This is a genomic window from Streptomyces zagrosensis (assembly GCF_014203645.1).
Classification (GTDB): domain Bacteria; phylum Actinomycetota; class Actinomycetes; order Streptomycetales; family Streptomycetaceae; genus Streptomyces; species Streptomyces zagrosensis.
In genome coordinates this window covers 197,539-214,212 of sequence record NZ_JACHJL010000015.1, presented here as the reverse complement: position 1 = coordinate 214,212, position 16,674 = coordinate 197,539, and the positions used below count along the sequence as shown (strand labels likewise).

Genomic DNA, 16,674 nt, shown 5'->3' with positions numbered 1-16,674 from the left:
AGACGACACGACACGTCATCCCTGCCGCCGAAGCGCCGATCTCATTCCTGACCAGCGGAAACGCAGCGATCACCTTCGGAAAGACAACGGGTTCTAAGGGCCGCTGCGGGTTTGTGGTCTGGTCAGCGACCGCGAGGGTGGGGGCATGGCGGCCGGCGGCGGTGGGGTTGTGGCCCTGACGGCTAGGGCGCGGGCGCTGGGGGGCGCAGGCGCAGGACCACGTCTTCCTCGCGTACGGGCATGGAGCCGATGTGCAGGGTGACGCACACGTCGCTCAGCGGAAGGCCCGCGCGCAGGCATGTATAGATCAGCGCGGCCGGCAGCCCGGGGTCCAGTGGCGGGCCGGTGAGCGCGACCTCCACCACCCGTCCGTCGAGCAACCCCACCAGGCAGCCCCCATCGGGCAAAGCGACGGCGGCCAGCAGACTGCCGGGTAGGCGGTGCAGGGTGTCCCGGACCCAGCGCAGGGCGGCGACCGTGGTGGCGGCGGGGCGGTGGCAGAGCACTACGGACGCGCTCTCGATGCGACGGCGGTTCCGCTCCTCCTCGTCGCAGGCCAGATGCAGATAGGTGCCGTCCTCCTCGTCTCGGTCGGTGGCGACGGCCGCGGGCTGCCGGGACACGGCCACGGTGTGCTGCCCGCTGTCTGACCTGCTGACCGTGGTTGTCACGAGCCAGGATGTGACGGGTGCGGCCGGTGGGTCAGGAGGCGCCAGGGTCAGCACGGGCGGCCCGGCCGGGCCCGGCTCGGGGAGTTCCAGCAAGTGGTAGAGGGCGTTACGTAGTCGGTCGAGGGCCTGGCCCGGCTCGGCGAAGGCGAGGTCGGCGATGGTCGCGTAGCGCGTGGGGGTGTGCTCCTTGATGGCGGACTCGATCTGCTGCCGCACGTCGCCGTGGGGGTCGAGGCGGGGCGCGACCTGCCCCAGCCGGGCGATCGCCGTGTCTGAGACGGCGTCGGTGCCAAACGCCGCGAGCAGCAGGGGCTTGCCGAGCGCCGCGCCGTACAACGACACCGAGCCGTGATCGCCGACGACGGCCGAAGCGGCGACCAGCGCCGAGCGCCAGGCGTGGATCGTCGGCACCAGCAACAGGCCCGCCTCAAGCGCTGCGGCCTGCGCGGTACGGATCTGCCAAGAGCCGTGCGCCGCCCATACGTTGGGGTGCAGTATCGCGGCCACGCGGTACTCGTCGTACGGCAGCGCGGCCAGCACCCGCGCGGGCAACTCCGGGTCGCGCCCGAGGAGCGATGTCGGGCCCCAGGTGGAGCTGAGCACCACAAGGCGCTGGCCATCGGCAACGCCCAACGCGCGCCGGTAGCTCGCCGCGCTGGGCAAACTGGCGGACAACTCGTCAAAGCACGGATCGCCGATGAGCAGGGTGCGGCCCGCGGCCTTCGGGTGCTCGGCCAACAACTGTTCTGCCTGATCCGGGTGGGAGACGGCCAGCCACGCACGGCCGGCCTCAAGCAACGCGTCCGGCACGACGCCGGACAGCCGGGTGTGCGGAGTGTGGGAGTCAGGGACGAGTTTGTGGAATCCCACACCGTGCGGCAGCACAAGAACGGGGCAGTCGCTCTCCGGTAGGGCGATGTTCTCGCTGGCCGAGAGGATGAGGTCGGGCGTGCAGGTGGTGAGTTGCGACCAGGGCATGACCCGGCAGCCGGTGTCCCGCAGAAGATCGAGGACGCCGTCGCTGAAGGCGGACGTGGGGTCGTACGCGAAGACGACGGTGACCCTGCTGTCACCGCGGAGCAGGGCGGGCAGCGCCTCCAGCACCCGTACGGTCGAGGTGACCGTACGCGCCGCCACGACCACCGTGCGCTCGCCGCCGAACGTACGCCACCGATGGGCGTCTTCCCCCACCGGAACGCGCAGCTCACGGAGGTCTTGCGGGTCCCGGACGTCCTGCAGGTCGGGGCCGTTACGCGAGCTCACGGCCGCCCCGAGTAGCTACCGGCATCCCGCCGTCCGCCACGGCGGACGAGCGGCTTGCGGCTTGCGGCTTGCGGCTTGCGGCTTGCGGCTTGCGGCTTGCGGCTTGCGTTGACGGTCGCCTTATCGTTTTTCACAACGCGTCGCAACCTCTCTGGCGCACACATGTGCTGATGGGACGAGTACACCGTACTGGCCTCGGTCAGCCGCCGGTCGTGGTCTGTCGTACCCGCCTCGGCCCGTTCGGTCGGCCCAGGGGCTTCAACAGGCCGAGTTCAGGACTCCCCAGTCATACGCACGAGCCGCACACACCGCGTGCGCAGCGGTCGTGGCGCAAACCTCTTGCGGGCCCATTTCACGTCTTTCAGTGAGATGCGGGGGAAGGACCGTTTCAGCGTGCGCGGCGGTTGTCACGCTGAGGTGTGCGCGCGCATCGCTCGGCTGCCACTACCGAGGCGAGGCGCGCGTCCCAGCCCAGCCCAGACAAGCCCAGCCCAGCTGAACACCAGCTGAAACACCAGCTGAAAGGAACGTCATGACTCTGCCGAAGCCGGGCCACTTCGATGAGCAGCCGCCTGTGCCCTCTCCCTCGGCGCGGCAAGGGAAGGCGTCAGAGATATCACCGGCGCAGCGAGCCGAGGAAGCCGGGCAAGCCGAACGCGCCGAGGAGGCACAGCAGATGCGACCGGAGCGGCGACCAAAGCCGGCGTACCCCGTACAGCAGTTGCGGGTACCGGTGGCGCGTCCGTGCCCGGATGGGTGGTTCGCGGTGGCGTCGAGTGCTGAAATGCGGCCGGGGAGGGTGGTGACGCGGCGGTTGGCGGGGGAGGACGTGGTGCTGTACCGCACGGCGAGCGGACAGTTACGGGCCGTGCGGCCGTTTTGCCCGCACCTGGGGGCGCATCTGGGGCATGGCGGGCGGGTGCGAGGTGAAAACCTCGTGTGCCCCTTCCATCACTTCGAGTTCGGCCCGCAGGGGGCCTGTGTCAAGACGGGGTACGGCACGCCTGCGCCCAAGGCCCGGCTGGCGGCTCTGGAGTGTCGAGAGGTCGCCGGGCTGGTCTTCGTATGGCGGCATGCGCGGGGCGAGGGGTCTTCGTGGGAGATCGTCGCACCACCGGCTGAGGACTTCTGTCAGCCGTACCTCACGGTTCGTACCCTGGTGGCACACCCCCAGGACTTCATGGAAAACGTCATTGACACCGGGCATTTCGCACCCGTCCACAAGATCGCCTTGAAGGTCATCGACGCGCCGCGGTTCGACGGACCGCGGATGGAGGCCGCATACCGGCTCGGGCGTACCCTTCGCACGGCGGACACGCCCGCCCCGGCGGGGTCCTCGATGCGGGCGGTGGTGCAGGGGCTTGGCATTTTCTTCACGGAGTCCCACGTCGAGAAGGTCGGCCTGGACTTTCGTGCGTGGTTTTGTGTGGTGCCGCTGGACGCCACCCGCATCGATCTCCGGCTTGCCGTCTCCCTGCGGTTTCCCCGGGTACCCCACCGCGGGGCCGCACGCGCACTGGCCACCGTGCTCGCTGGGCCGCTCTCGTGGGTGAGCACATGGGATACCAACAAGGACATCCGCATCTGGAGCAACAACACTTATCTGGAACATCCCCGGCTTGCCCAGGGCGATGGGCCGATCACGAAGTACCGCCGGTGGGCCCGGCAGTTCTACAGCGATTGGCCCACCGGCTAGCGGCCCGCCGTCGTCAGTTCTTCCGCGCGACGCCGCCGTACATGGCGATGTCACGGTCGTCGATGGCCGGGTCGGTGGTGGCGTCCGGCTTCCAGCGGTGGACCTGGGTCACGCCCGGCTCCATCAGGTCGAGGCCGGCGAAGAACTCCTCGGCCTCTTGCTGGGTACGCAGCCGCATGGGCATGCCGCGCCGCTCGTACTCACGGGCGACGCGGCCAACCTCCTCCGGGGCGAAGTCGGCCGTGCCGATGGTCATGGCAAGGAAGCTGCCTGATGGAAGCGGGTCCAGCAGGCGCCGGACGATGCCCATCGCGTCGTCCTCGTCCAGGAGGAAGTGCACGATCCCGATGATCATCAGCCCCACCGGTTCCGCCAGGTCGAGCGTGTCGCTCACCTCGGGAGCGGCCAGGATCGCGGCGGGGTCGCGCATGTCGGCGTCGATGTAGGCGGTGCGGCCCTGGGGGGTGCTCACCAGCAGGGCCTGGGCGTGGGTCAGCACGATGGGGTCGTTATCGACGTAGACGACGCGCGAGTCGGGCGCCGTGCGCTGGACGACCTCGTGGAGGTTGGGTTCGGTGGGGATGCCGGTCCCGATGTCGAGGAACTGGCGTACCCCTTGCTCGCGGGCGAGGTACTGCGCGGCCCGGTGCATGAAGAATCGATTCTCTCGCATGTGTACGGGGAGGGCGGGCCACTCCCCACACATCGACTCCCCGGCCTCCTGATCGACGAGATAGTTCGTCTTGCCGCCCAGGATGTAGTCGTAGACGCGCGCGGAATGCGCTTCTTGGGTGTTGATTCGGTCGGCGGGGTAACCATTTTTAGCCATCGTGCTCGCTCCCTCGTCGCTGACCGCCCACGGTGTGCACGGCGTAGGGGGAGTCTACGGATTACATTGAGGGGGCACGCAGTTGGGAGCCGGGTTGCGGTAGGCCGGAGACAGGGTTTGAAGGGCTTACGGGGCAGGTCGGGTGGGCTGTGCGGTGGGCAGGGTGAGCCAGGCGCGGTCGCGCTGCGCGCGCAGGAGGGGCAGCGGGCTGTCCTCTCCCTCGTAGCAGCGGTCCGCGAGTCGCACCAGCGTGTCGAAGCGCGCGAGCAGCACCCCGCGTAGCCAGATTGCCGGCCCGTAGCCGGCGAGTTCGGCCGCGCGGACGGCGGCCGGGGCACCCACCGAGATGGTAAGACCCGCGATGTCCTCGGCCGGGTCACCCAGCGCCGCATCGGTCCAGTCGAGTACCCCGCCGACCCGTCCACCGGCTGTGACCAGCAGATGCTCACCCTTGAGGTCGTGATGCCCCACGGTGGCCACTGGATCGGGCGCGGACGGTTGAGCTTGGTCGGGCGGTACGGCAAACGCTGCGTCACGCGGGTGGTGGGTACGCGAAAGGCCGGCCGGAGCCGCGCTGAGTTGGGCTCGGTGAACTGGCGAGAACTCGCCGTCCCGAACCAGCCGTTCACCGGCCCGCAGCGCGGTGCGCCACAGCTCGTCCAGCGCCCGCGGCGTCGGCTGGGGGAGGCCGACCGCCACGGCCTTGGCCGGCTCCACCGAGCGCAGCCCGGCGAGCAGCCCGGCCAAGTCGGCCTCGCCGGCGCGGGATACGGGGCGGCGTTCGGCGGAGGTACCGGGCAGCTTGGTGTCGAGGGTGTAGGTGCGGCCGGCGGTCCATTCGCCGTGCGCGACGCTGGCCGGCACCGCGGCCCCTACCCGCGGGCGGACGAGGTCGCGCAGCGCGATCTCGCGCCGCTGGCGCACGGAGCCGTCAATGTCCAGGGCGAGCCGCAGCACATGATCGGCGCCGACCCACCAGGAGGAGTGCTCGCCACCCTCCTCGATGGGGCGGACGTCGGCGTGCGCGCCGCCCGGCAGAGCGGTGGTGGCGAGGAGTTGACGTACGGCGGCGGGCGACGGCAGGTGGGGCATGGGCGCTTCGTTTCATTCGGCAGCGGCAGCGGCGCCGGAAACCGCCGGAGCGCGCGCAGGACGTGCGGCGGCCCGCAGGCGCGCGCGGCCGGCCAGGCCAGGCCGTGATGTGAGCGAGGCGAGGCGCTACGCGAGGGCTTTGGTGTAGCAGCGGCTCTCGGTGTGGAAGCGGTAGAACCCGAACTTCTGCTCCTGGAGCGCGTAGGCGCACGACGCGTAGAGCGCCATGGCCTCCGGTTGCTCGGTGCCGGTCTCCAGCACCATGCGGACGCGCCCCGCGGCGCGGGCGCTGTCTTCGAGGGTGGCGAGTATGCGGCGGGCCAGGCCCAGGCCACGGGCCGCGGGGACGACGTACATACGCTTCAGCTCCGCGTCACCGGTGGCGTACCCCTCGTCGATACGGTCCTGGACTCGCCAACCGCCGCTGGCGACCGGGCTGCCATGCGCGTCGTACGCGAGCAGATAGAGACCGTGCGGCGGGTCGAACTGCCGGGGGTCCATCTCGGTGAGATCGGACTCGCCGTAGCGCTCGACGTACTCCTGTTGCACCAGGTCGTTGAGTTTCGTGGCATCGGGGTGGTCATACGGCACGGGCACGATCTGCATTCTGGTTATCGTACGGGCGTGCTGTTTGCGGTGTCCTGGGCTTTTCGGCGCGGCCTGGCAGTGAAGTGGCCACGAGGTGAGCGGCCAGCGAGGCGGTAACGTCCCTAGCCGCCACGGGCCGGGGACAGTCTGAGACGTTGGTCACACTTTGTTCGTCTTTGTGGGCGTGGTGCCCGCTTTCCCCCTCCCTCTCGGTGTAGAGGCGAGTCCCTCACGGTGGAGGGGCGCGGCGACTGCGCTGAGCGACGGAGAGGAACCACCATGACCGAGCCGCAGACCGACGCGGAGATCCTGCGTGCGGTGCGCCGCGTCCAGGGCTTGGAGCAGCATCACGAGGCGCTGCGGGCCCGCTTGGACGGCATGCACGAGGCGCGGACGCCGGAGGACGTGGCCGAGCAGAATCGCTGTGGTGAGGCGATGGCTGCCGCGGCCGAGCGGCTGCTAGCCGAGTCCGTGTTCGCGCTGGAGGAGATCGGCCTGTCGCTGGCCGCCCGTGCCGTTGAGGTCACCGCCGAAGCGGAGGGGATCGCGATTCCCCAAACGGCGCTGGGCCGGGGCTGAGCTGCGCGCCGCGTAGGCTGCTTGGCGTTTGGCTGGCGACTGGGGAGCATGAGTTGCGTACGGTGACGACGGTGAACGTGAACGGTCTGCGGGCCGCCGCGAAGAAGGGCTTCGTGCCCTGGCTGGCGGCGACCGAAGCGGATGTGGTGTGCCTCCAGGAGGTGCGGGCCGAGCCGGGCCAGTTGCCCGCCGAGGTGCGGGAGCCCGCCGGTTGGCACGCGCTGCACGCCCCCGCGGCGGCCAAGGGTCGGGCCGGGGTGTCGCTGCTCACGCGGGAGCGCCCGGAGCGAAGCCGGGTCGGCTTTGGGTCCACGGAGTTCGACGGCAGCGGGCGCTACCTAGAGGCGGACCTGCCCGGGCTGACCGTCGCGAGCCTCTACCTTCCCTCCGGCGAGGTGGGCACGCCGCGGCAGGAGGAGAAGGAGCGCTTTATGGGCGAGTTCCTGCCCTATCTGAAGGAACTGCGCGAGCGGGCCGCTGCCGAGGGGCGCGAGGTGCTGGTGTGCGGCGACTGGAACATCGCCCACCGCGAGACCGACCTCAAGAACTGGAAGGCGAACCGCAAGAGCGCCGGTTTCCTGCCCGAAGAGCGGGACTGGCTGGGCCGGGTCTTCGATGAGACCGGCTATGTGGACGTCGTACGCCGTCTGCATCCGGACGCCGAAGGCCCGTACTCCTGGTGGTCATATCGGGGTAAAGCCTTTGATAACGATAGTGGCTGGCGCATTGACTACCAGGTGGCGACTCCCGGTCTCGCCGAGCGCGCCGCCTGCGCGCTGGTGGAGCGCGCTGCCTCTTACGATCTGCGCTGGTCGGACCATGCGCCGGTGACGGTCACGTACGACCGGTGACGGCTGCGTATGGCCGTGGCCGTTGCGTATGACCGGTGGCCTTCGCGTACGAGATTCGCGTACGAGAGGTGACTTTCGCGTACGAGGGGTAGGGCTTTCGCCCGCCGCGGCCCCGGCCCCCGCTGCCCGTGCTCCGGGGATGTGCGGTTGTCCGCTGCCGTTTAGGTTTAGGCGCTCGGGCTCGGTGGGGGCGCGGGGGTGGGGCCGGACTCCGCCGCTGGCTGGCCGAGCCACTTCTCCAGTTCTGTACGGATTCTGCGGTCCATGGCCAGGGACAGTTCCGCATCGACGATGCTCTTCGCGCTCTGCCGCAGGCTCTCCAGCGTCTTGGTGATGTGCGTTGCCTCGTCCTGGGTCAGGCCCTCGCCGGCGGAGGCGCGCGCGATGGCGTCGGCGAGGACATGGGTGCGTACGAGCTCCGTGAAGCTCTCCGTGACGGCTTCCATGTGGTGCCGCAACTCCCGCCCGGCGGCGAGGACTTCGGACAGCGGGACGCCCTTGACGACCAGGTCGTGGGAGGCGTCGAGCAGTCGGCGACTCACATGGACGAGGTCGTCGCCGTCCACGGCCAGATAGCCGAGGTCCAGCGAGGTGGCGAGGTTGTCCGGGGTGACCTCGCCGGTGAAGTAGTCGGCCAGTTCCTGCGGGGTCAGCTTGACCGGGGTCTCCTCCGGCCAGGGAACCGTAATGGTGGCCTCAAGGCCGAGGACCTCGCCGACGTCGCGGCCACTTTCGAAGGCGGTGAGCAGCTCCGCGATGCCGCCCAGGGTGTGGCCGCGCTCCAGGAGGGCCGCGATGGTGCGCAGCCTGGCCACGTGGTGCTCGGTGTACCAGGCGATGCGACCCTCGCGGCGGGGCGGCGGGATGAGCTTGCGCTCCCGGTAGAAGCGCAGCGTCCGCACGGTGATGCCGGCCTCTTCGGCCAATTCCGCCATGCGGTACTCGCGCTCCTGTTGAGCCTTCGTCGTCTTCGCCACCCAAGCAGCCTATGTCGAGCCGAACGGTTGTCGTGGGGGCGTGACGTGCGGTGGAGGTGCGGGGGCGGAAAGGACGCCAAGGGCGGGAGGGACGCCAGGGGCGGTAGAGGCCGGGGCGTACCGCGTACGACGTGTGGTGTGCGGCCAGCCGCGGCGCTCTGCCCCCGTGCGGGGATCGCCATCGGGCTGTTTCGGTGCCGCCTCGCGACCTCGGGTGCCGCCGCCCCGGCGCGCTCGCGTGGGGCATCCGCACTGCACCGGTACTGCCCCTTCGGCGCGCTCCCGGGCTCGAACAGTGCGGATGCAACCGGCGGTAACTTCCCTCTGTCCAACCCCTACCGCTCGGTATGTTCCTGCCTTACGCTCCTAACCGTGCCAGTGATTGCTGGCGCGGTTCCTCGGATTCGGGAGGCGGCGGCATGGCCGAGCATGAGCGGGTACGGGTGGCGGTGATCGGTACCGGATTCGGTGGACTGGGAGCGGCGGTTCGGCTGCGCCGCGAGGGCATCACCGACTTCGTGGTCCTGGAGCGGGCTGACTCGGTGGGCGGCACCTGGCGCGACAACAGCTATCCCGGCTGCGCCTGCGACGTGCCCTCCCACCTCTACTCCTTCTCCTTCGCGCCGAACCCCGAGTGGCCGCGTAACTTCTCCGGCCAGCCACACATCCGCGCCTACCTGGAGCGGGTCACCGACACCTTCGGGCTGCGCCCGCACATCCGGTTCAACTCCGAGGTGCGTGGCATGCGGTGGAACGGCGACGAACTGCACTGGGAGATCGACACCGCGGGCGGCTCGTACACCGCCGACGTCGTCGTCTCCGCCACCGGGCCGCTGTCCGACCCCCAAATCCCCGCCATCCCAGGACTGGACAGCTTCCCAGGGCGGGTCTTCCACTCGGCGCGCTGGGATCACGACTACGACCTGCGCGGCAAGCGCGTGGCCATGATCGGAACGGGTGCCTCCGCCATCCAGATCGTGCCCGCCATCCAGCCCACCGTTGACCGGCTCACCCTCTTCCAGCGCACCCCGCCGTGGATTCTGCCGCGCGCTGACCGCAAGATCTCGGGCGTCGAGCAGTGGCTGCACGGCAAGGTGCCCGCGACCCGGGTGCTGCGCCGCGGACTGCTGTGGGGCATGCGGGAGTTGCAGGTCAGCGCGTTCACCAAGCGCCCCAACCAGCTCGGCCTGGTCGAGACGCTGGCCAAGGCGCACATGCGTAAGGGCGTCAAGGACCCGGCGCTGCGCGCCAAGCTCACCCCCGACTACCGCATCGGCTGCAAGCGCATCCTGCTGTCCAACAGCTACTACCCGGCGCTCGCGCAACCCAACGTGGACGTGGTGGCCGCCGGGCTCAAGGAGGTGCGCGGCTCCACGCTGGTCTCCGCGGACGGCACCGAGACCGAGGCGGACGCGATCGTCTTCGGCACCGGCTTCCACGTCACGGACATGCCCATCGCCAAGCGCGTCACCGGGGCCAACGGCACCACCCTGGCCGAGGAGTGGAAGGACGGGATGGAGGCGCTGCGTGGGGGCACCGCCGCCGGCTTCCCCAACTTCATGACCATCATCGGCCCGAACACGGGCCTGGGAAACAGCTCGATGATCCTGATGATCGAGTCACAACTGAACTACATGGTGGATTTCGTGCGGCAGCTCAACGTCCTGGGCGGCAAGGCCGCGCTCGACGCCCGCCCATCGGCCGTGCATGCCTGGTCGCACCGGGTGCAGGAGCGGATGAAGCGCACCGTGTGGAACGTCGGTGGCTGCGACAGTTGGTACCTGGATGCCAACGGCCGCAACACCACTGTCTGGCCGGGCACCACCAGCGAGTTCCGCAAGGCCACCCGCGAGGTCAACCTCGCCGAGTACGAGGTGCTGCGCGCGCCGGTCCGCCCGGTCAACGAGCCCGTGGGCGTGGGGGGCGCGAAACGTGCTGACATGGGTAGGTCTCCCAAGCCCACTCACACCACCCAGTCCACCCAGTCCGCCAAGCGAGCCACCGCGTCCGCGGCCACGGCGGCCACGCGGCCGGCGGCCGGCGGCCCATCTACGGAGGCCACAGCGTGAACCGGCTGAGCCACGCCACTCAGGGCAGGTACGCCCCGCCCGCCCCGGCCCGCGAGTTGACCGTCACATCTGCTGATGGCGCCCGCATCTACACCGAGCAGCACGGCCTCGACGATGCCCCCGCCGTCGTCCTCGCGCACGGCTGGACCTGCTCCATCGCCTTCTGGGCGCCGGTGATTCGGGAGCTTCGTGACGACTACCGGGTCATCGTGTACGACCAGCGCGGGCACGGCCGTTCCGCTGCGCCCCAGTACGGCGGCTACACCACCGACACCCTCGCCGACGACCTGGTAGCGGTGCTCGACCAGACGCTGGGCACGGCGCCGGACGGCACCAAGGAACAGGCCGTCCTGGTGGGCCACTCGATGGGTGGCATGACCATCATGGCCGCGGCCAGTCGCCCCGAACTCCGCGAGCGGACCGCCGCCGTCTTGCTGTGCAGCACGAGCGCAGGCCAACTGCTGGCCGAGGCGCTGGTGTTGCCGACGCCCAGAGGCCGGGTCCGTGCGCGATTGCACACCGCGGTGTTGGGCTCCGCCGCGCCGCTCGGGCCCGTCACGCCCCTCGCCCGCCGGGTGCTCAAGTACGTGACGATGGGGCGCGGCGCGACCGTCGAGATGACCGACGCCTGCGCCCGCATCGTGCACGCCTGTCCGCGCCAAGGTCGCGCCAAGTGGGGCCACATGATGGGCGATATGGACCTGGATCGGTATGTCGGTGAGCTCACCGCGCCGACCGCGATCATCGTCGGGACTGCCGACCGGCTCACCCCGAAGGTGCACGCGCGAAAGATCGACGCCGCCCTGCCGAACTCGCTGGGCCTGACCGAGCTGCCCGGCATCGGTCACATGACCCCGATGGAGGTCCCCGACACGGTGGTAGGTGCCATCCGTGGCCTGGCCACCACCTACCTCACCCCATCCGCCCTGGCCACGGCCACGGCACCAGCACAGACGGCACCAGCACAGACGGCAGCCGTGCCCGACGCGGCGACAGCGACGGCGAAGGAGCAGACGGCATGAGTGGACGCAGCAGCCTGGAGGGACAGGTCGCGGTAGTGACCGGAGCGGCACGCGGGGTGGGAGAACTCCTCGCCCGCAAGCTCTCCGCACGCGGTGCCACGGTGGCGCTGGTCGGCCTGGAGCCGGAGGAGCTGGGGCGGGTGGCCGACAGCCTGCACGGTGACGGCGCGTACTGGCACGCCGACGTCACCGATCACGCCGCCATGTCGCAGGTCGCGCGGGAGGTGAAGGATCGGTTCGGCAAGGTGGACATCGTCGTGGCCAATGCGGGTGTCGCCACCGGCGGCCCGTTCATTGACTCCGATGAGCGGTCGTGGAACCGGGTCATCGAGGTCAACCTCATCGGCAGCGCCACCACGGCCCGCGCCTTCCTGCCGGTCCTGCTGGAGAGCCGCGGCTATCTGCTCCAGATAGCGTCCCTCGCCGCGATCACGCCCGCGCCGCTGATGACCGCGTACTGCGCGTCGAAGTCCGGCGTCGAGGCGTTCGCCCACAGCCTGCGCGCCGAGGTCGGCTACAAGGGCGTGCGGGTTGGCGTCGGCTATCTGAGCTGGACCGACACCGACATGGTGCGCGGCGCCGACGAGGACGAGGTGCTGCGCGACCTGCGCGCCCGGCTGCCCTGGCCGTCCAACCGCACCTACCCGCTCGGCCCCGCCGTGGACCGCATCGTTGCGGGCATCGAGCGCCGGTCATCGCATGTGTACGCGCAGTGGTGGCTGCGGGGCATGCAGTCCTTCCGCGGTTATCTGCCCGCCCTCATCGGCACCGTCGGCCAGCGCGAGATGCGGCACTTCGCACCGCGCCTTGAGGCCAACCGGGCCGCCCGTACCGGCCTGGTCGGCGCGGGCGGCGGCGCGGACGAAAAGGCCAGGAGCAACCGACTGGACTGACCCGCCCGGGACCGGCTCCGGCGATTGGCTCCAGTGGCCGGCTCCGGCGGCCGACTCCAACGACCGGCAGCGAATATCGGCAGCGGATATGGAAGAAGAGGGACGCGCCGGCAAGCGCGTCCCTCTTCTTCGTGCAAACGTCCCGTCCGTGCCCGTGCCGTGCCAGGCCCGCATCGGGTGGCGGGCGCTGGCGTCGGCGTGGCGAGCCGCGTCGTCAGGTCAGGCGGTCGTCCACGTCGTTCACGGTGTCCTGGCCGCGCTCCTTGGCCTTGTCCATGCCCTTGCGTCCGCGCTCCTTGGCGTCGCCCTGCTGGCCTTTCTGGCCCTTGTCCTTGGACTGGCCGAGCTTGTCCTTGGCCTGCTTTTGTGCCTGTTCGGCCTTGTCCTTGAACTGGTCGGAAATGCCCATGCTGTTCACTCCCTGGGGATGGTCGAGGGTGGGCCGAGATCAGCCTGACATGGCTCAACATTCTTCGCATTTCGGGCAGTATCTCACCGTGCTGGGCGCGCGCTGCCGCGACGGTCAGCGCACCGCGGCTGTGCTCAGCACGCTGCCGCGCCGGACGAGGGCCGCGCCCGCTCGGGGCGGGCGCGCCGCCGGCCCCTGGTCCGTCTCCGCCGCCGTCCTAGGCGCGCGGGGGCAGCGGCGGGCGGCTGCGGTCGGGTACGTCGGAGTAGTTGGGGGGCTCGGTGGCCGGGTGGCGCTCCAGCAGGTCGAGCGCGGTGCGTACGGCGACGGCGAGTTGCGGATGGCGGCCCTCGGCCCAGTCCAGCGGGGAGCGCGGCGCCTCGATGTCCGGCTCGATGCCGTGGTTTTCCACGCCCCAGCCGTACGCGTCGAACCAGGCCGCGTTCATCGGCACGGTGATCAATGTGCCGTCCACCAGTCGATGCCTGCCGGTCATGCCGACGACTCCGCCCCAGGTGCGCTGCCCGACCACCGGGCCGAGGCCAAGGAGTCGGAACGCGGCGGTGATCATGTCGCCGTCGGATGAGGTCATTTCGTCGGCGACGGCCACCACGGGCCCGCGCGGCGCGTCGCTGGCGTAGCTGACCGGCTGTGCGTCGCGGGTCAGGTCCCAGCCGAGGATGGTACGGGTCAACTTCTCCACGACGAGCTCGCTGATGTTGCCACCCGCATTGCCGCGTACGTCCACGATCAGCGCGGGCCGCGACATCTCCACTCGCACATCCCGGTTGAACTGCGCCCAGCCGGAGCCGCCCATGTCGGGGATGTGGAGATAGCCGCACTTGCCGCCGCTGAGCTCCCGTACCACCGCGCGCCGCTTGGCCACCCAGTGCTGGTAGCGCAGCGGCCGTTCGTCGATCAGCGGCACGATGGCGACCCGGCGCGGCGGCCCGTCGCCCTCCGCGGGCTGGAACGTGAGCTCCACCGTCGTTCCGCCGGCCGCGGCCAGGAGCGGCGCGGGGCCGGCCACCGGATGTACCGGGCGCCCGTCCACATGGGTGAGCGTGGCGCCCTCGCGGATGCCGGAACCGGCCAGCGGGGAGCGGGCCTTGGAGTCGGACGAGTCGCCTGGCAGGATGCGCGACACCACCCAGGAACCGTCCTTGGCGTGCAGGAAGTTGGCGCCAAGCAGGCCGATGGCCCGCTGATAGTGCGGCGGGCCCTCGTTGCGGCGTGCGGGCACGACGTAGGCGTGGGAAGTGCCCAGTTCACCGAGGACCTCACGCAGCAGGTCGGCGAACTCGTCGGGCGATGCGACACGGCCCAGCAGCGGCCGGTACTGGTCGAGGATCGCGTCCCAGTCCACGCCGCCAAGACCCGGCTCCCAGAAGTACGCGCGGATCAGCCGCCCTGCCTCCGCGTACGCCTGCCGCCACTCGGCCGCCGGATCGACGTCGTGCAGGATGCGCCGCAGGTCCATGAAGACCGTGGTGTCCACGTCGGGGCTCTCGCTCGCGGGCACCACGCGCAGATCGCCGTCGTCGTTGACGACCAGCCGCGAGCCGTCCCCGCTGACCGCGAACCAGTCCACGGCGCTGGTGAGCTCGGTGCGTCGCGCCTTCGCCAGGTCGAAGTGTTCCAAGGTGGGGCGGCCCGAGGTGTCGGCCGGGTTGGCGAACGTCTCGCCGAGCGCGCCGGAGATCGGCCAGCGCAGCCAGACCAGGCCGCCGCCGCTGACCGGTCGCAGCGAGGAATATTTGGACGCGGCGACAGGGAAGACCGTGACCCGGCTGGCGAGGCCCTCCACCTCTACCAGCACCGTGCTGTCCAGGTCGCCCGTGGTGACCGCCGGGTCGAGCCCGCCGGCTGCCGGGCGGCCCTCGGGCGAGAGCGCGAACGGCGAGGGGGTGGCCGAGGAGAGCGGCACCAGGTACGGGCGGCAGCCCAGCGGGAAGGACAGGTCCCCGGTGTGGACGTCGTAGACCGGGTCGAAGCCGCGCCAGGAGAGGAAGGCCAAGTAGCGCCCGTCGCGTGTGAAGACGGGCTGCTCGTCCTCGAACCGCCCATCGGTGACGTCCACGATGGCCCGGCCCAGGGTGCCGGTGGGTCGCAGCCGGGCGATCTTGATCTTGCGTAGGGAGCGCCCGATGTGCGGGTGTGACCAGGCCAGCCAGGCCGAGTCGGGGGAGAACGCCAGATCGCGTACGGGCCCGTTGGTGGACCGCGCCAGCTCGCTGACGTCGGGCTCATCGGGCGCGTCGGACGCTGCCCCGTACTCGGTTGCGGTGCCCACGCCCGGGATGGGGTCGGTCATGGCCCGGGCCTCGTCGTCGGCGTCGGGGGCCGCGTCCACCAGGAGCAGCCGCCCGTCGTGGGTGGCGACGGCCAGCCGCTCGCCGTCCGGCGATGCGGCCAGCTCGCGCACTCGGCCCAGCTTCCCGGTGGCCAGCCTGCGCGGCTCGCAGGGCCCGGAGGCCCGGGGGAGCTGCACGATCTCGATCGCGTCCGCGCCCTCCGCGTCGGTCACGTACGCCACTCGCCCGGTCGGCCCGAGCATCTGCGGCAGCCGCACCCGCACCCCGGGTGTGTCGGCGATGGTGCGGGCCGGGCCGTCGCGGTGGGTGAGCCAGTACAGGCTGCCGCGCACGCCCACCGCGCTGGCCCGGCCGGTCTCGTCCACGGCCAGCGCACCGATGTGCGCGGCGGCGGGAATTTGGTACGAGCGCCGCCCAACGCGCGGCCCGCCGAGCCGCACCGGCAGCTTGCGGGGCACGCCCGCCGGGCTCAGATCGTCCACCAGCCACAGATCGCCCGCGCACTGGTAGACCACGCGCGAGCCGTCGGTGGCGGCGTGCCGTGCGTAGAAATCGGCGTGGTCGGTGTGTCGGCGCAGGTCGGAGCCGTCGGGCAGACAGGAGTAGAGGTTGCCGATGCCCTCGTGGTCGGAGAGGAAGCCGATCCGGCCGCCGACGAACATCGCGCAGTCCAGATGTCCGTACACCTCGGGCACCAATCGGGTGCCGTGGAGCCACAGTCGGCCCATCGCCCCGCCGCGATACCGCTTCCAGGAGGCGGGCTCGTGCGGTGGTTTCCCCGTCAGCAGGAGGGTGCACCGGTTCGCCGGGCCTTCTCCGCACAGCTCTTCGCCGCTGAGTTCGACCGCGCCCAAGTCGGCGGAGTCCAGGTCGGCGACGGCGATGTCGGAGACCGGCCCCCACGGCAGCCGCCCGCCCGGGCTGCCATCGGTGGGCAGGCTGTAGGCCCAGGAGTAGTACGAGAACGGCTGGCCGTGCGAGGAGACCGCCAGGACGTCCGAGCGCCGGTCCTTGTCCGGCGGCGTCCAGCCGCACACCCGGGTGTCGGTGCTGCCCCAGTAGGTGAGCCGCCGGGCCGAGCCGCCGCTGACGGGGGTCAGATAGACCTCCGGGTCCAGGCTGCGCCAACTGGTGTACGCGATCTGTGAGCCATCCGGTGAGAACCGTGGGTGCCCCACTCTGGTGCGATCGACGGTCAGCCGCCAGGACCGCTCGGGCGTCGCGCCGGGGGCGGGCAGCGGTGCGACCCACAGATCGTCCTCGGCAGCGAAGCAGAGCAAGTCCCCGTGCAGATGCGGAAAGCGGAGATACGCGCCGTCGCTAGCAGTCACCCGCCCATGCTTTCGGTCCTGGAGGCATGCGGCAACTCGGTCGGTGGCGGGGTCAGCGCGGTGAGTGCGGCCAGCGCGGTGAGCGCAGC

At 70.6% G+C, this 16,674-nt stretch carries 13 protein-coding genes; 6 read left to right on the top strand and 7 right to left on the bottom strand.

Annotated elements, in window-relative coordinates; translation table 11 throughout:
* Positions 1-182 precede the first annotated feature (182 nt).
* Positions 183-1,862: a hypothetical protein gene (locus FHS42_RS26015; RefSeq protein ID WP_184576064.1), complete on the bottom strand. Its 1,680-nt coding sequence runs from the start codon at positions 1,860-1,862 to the stop codon at positions 183-185.
* 604 nt (positions 1,863-2,466) lie between these two features.
* Between FHS42_RS26015 and FHS42_RS26010 the strand changes: the two genes are divergently transcribed.
* The gene (locus tag FHS42_RS26010; RefSeq protein WP_184576010.1) at positions 2,467-3,630 is read left to right on the top strand and encodes a Rieske 2Fe-2S domain-containing protein; all 1,164 of its coding nucleotides are present in this window, start codon (positions 2,467-2,469) and stop codon (positions 3,628-3,630) included.
* 13 nt (positions 3,631-3,643) lie between these two features.
* On the opposite strand, the gene FHS42_RS26005 is transcribed toward FHS42_RS26010, so the two are convergent.
* The 3 genes from FHS42_RS26005 to FHS42_RS25995 form a co-directional block, all read right to left on the bottom strand.
* Positions 3,644-4,459 carry an SAM-dependent methyltransferase gene (locus tag FHS42_RS26005; protein WP_184576008.1) on the bottom strand — a complete coding sequence of 272 codons (816 nt, stop codon included), beginning with the start codon at positions 4,457-4,459 and terminating at the stop codon, positions 3,644-3,646.
* A gap of 126 nt (positions 4,460-4,585) precedes the next feature.
* Positions 4,586-5,551: an aminoglycoside phosphotransferase family protein gene (locus tag FHS42_RS26000; RefSeq protein ID WP_184576006.1), complete on the bottom strand. Its 966-nt coding sequence runs from the start codon at positions 5,549-5,551 to the stop codon at positions 4,586-4,588.
* Between the two features lie 126 nt (positions 5,552-5,677).
* Positions 5,678-6,157 (bottom strand): GNAT family N-acetyltransferase, encoded by a 480-nt coding sequence (locus FHS42_RS25995; RefSeq protein WP_184576004.1) that lies wholly within the window; start codon positions 6,155-6,157, stop codon positions 5,678-5,680.
* A gap of 261 nt (positions 6,158-6,418) precedes the next feature.
* Here FHS42_RS25995 and FHS42_RS25990 point away from each other — a divergent pair, with 261 nt between their 5' ends.
* Together FHS42_RS25990 and FHS42_RS25985 are read left to right on the top strand one after the other, a co-directional pair.
* Entirely contained in the window at positions 6,419-6,718 is a 300-nt protein-coding gene (locus tag FHS42_RS25990) for a hypothetical protein (RefSeq protein WP_184576001.1), read from the top strand.
* A gap of 53 nt (positions 6,719-6,771) precedes the next feature.
* A complete protein-coding gene (locus FHS42_RS25985) occupies positions 6,772-7,569 on the top strand; it encodes an exodeoxyribonuclease III (protein WP_184575999.1) in 798 nt (265 codons plus the stop codon).
* A gap of 167 nt (positions 7,570-7,736) precedes the next feature.
* Here the strand turns inward: FHS42_RS25985 and FHS42_RS25980 are convergent, their stop codons facing one another.
* Positions 7,737-8,504, bottom strand: coding sequence for a MerR family transcriptional regulator (locus FHS42_RS25980; protein ID WP_184576062.1), 768 nt, complete (start codon positions 8,502-8,504; stop codon positions 7,737-7,739).
* A gap of 461 nt (positions 8,505-8,965) precedes the next feature.
* On the opposite strand from FHS42_RS25980, the gene FHS42_RS25975 reads away from it, so the two are divergent.
* The 3 genes from FHS42_RS25975 to FHS42_RS25965 are packed head-to-tail and all read left to right on the top strand — an operon-like array spanning position 8,966 to position 12,530.
* On the top strand, positions 8,966-10,615 hold the full coding sequence (locus FHS42_RS25975; protein ID WP_184575997.1) for a flavin-containing monooxygenase: 1,650 nt from the start codon (positions 8,966-8,968) through the stop codon (positions 10,613-10,615).
* Positions 10,612-11,637, top strand: a complete 1,026-nt coding sequence (locus tag FHS42_RS25970; protein ID WP_184575995.1) for an alpha/beta fold hydrolase — start codon at positions 10,612-10,614, stop codon at positions 11,635-11,637. Before FHS42_RS25975 ends, FHS42_RS25970 begins: the two co-directional genes overlap by 4 nt.
* Positions 11,634-12,530, top strand: a complete 897-nt coding sequence (locus FHS42_RS25965) for an SDR family oxidoreductase (RefSeq protein WP_184575993.1) — start codon at positions 11,634-11,636, stop codon at positions 12,528-12,530. Before FHS42_RS25970 ends, FHS42_RS25965 begins: the two co-directional genes overlap by 4 nt.
* 214 nt (positions 12,531-12,744) lie before the next feature.
* Here FHS42_RS25965 and FHS42_RS25960 read toward each other — a convergent pair whose 3' ends face one another.
* Together FHS42_RS25960 and FHS42_RS25955 are read right to left on the bottom strand one after the other, a co-directional pair.
* A complete protein-coding gene (locus FHS42_RS25960) occupies positions 12,745-12,939 on the bottom strand; it encodes a hypothetical protein (RefSeq protein ID WP_184575991.1) in 195 nt (64 codons plus the stop codon).
* A gap of 217 nt (positions 12,940-13,156) precedes the next feature.
* Entirely contained in the window at positions 13,157-16,585 is a 3,429-nt protein-coding gene (locus FHS42_RS25955) for a S41 family peptidase (protein ID WP_184575989.1), read from the bottom strand.
* Between the last annotated feature and the right edge of the window lie 89 nt (positions 16,586-16,674).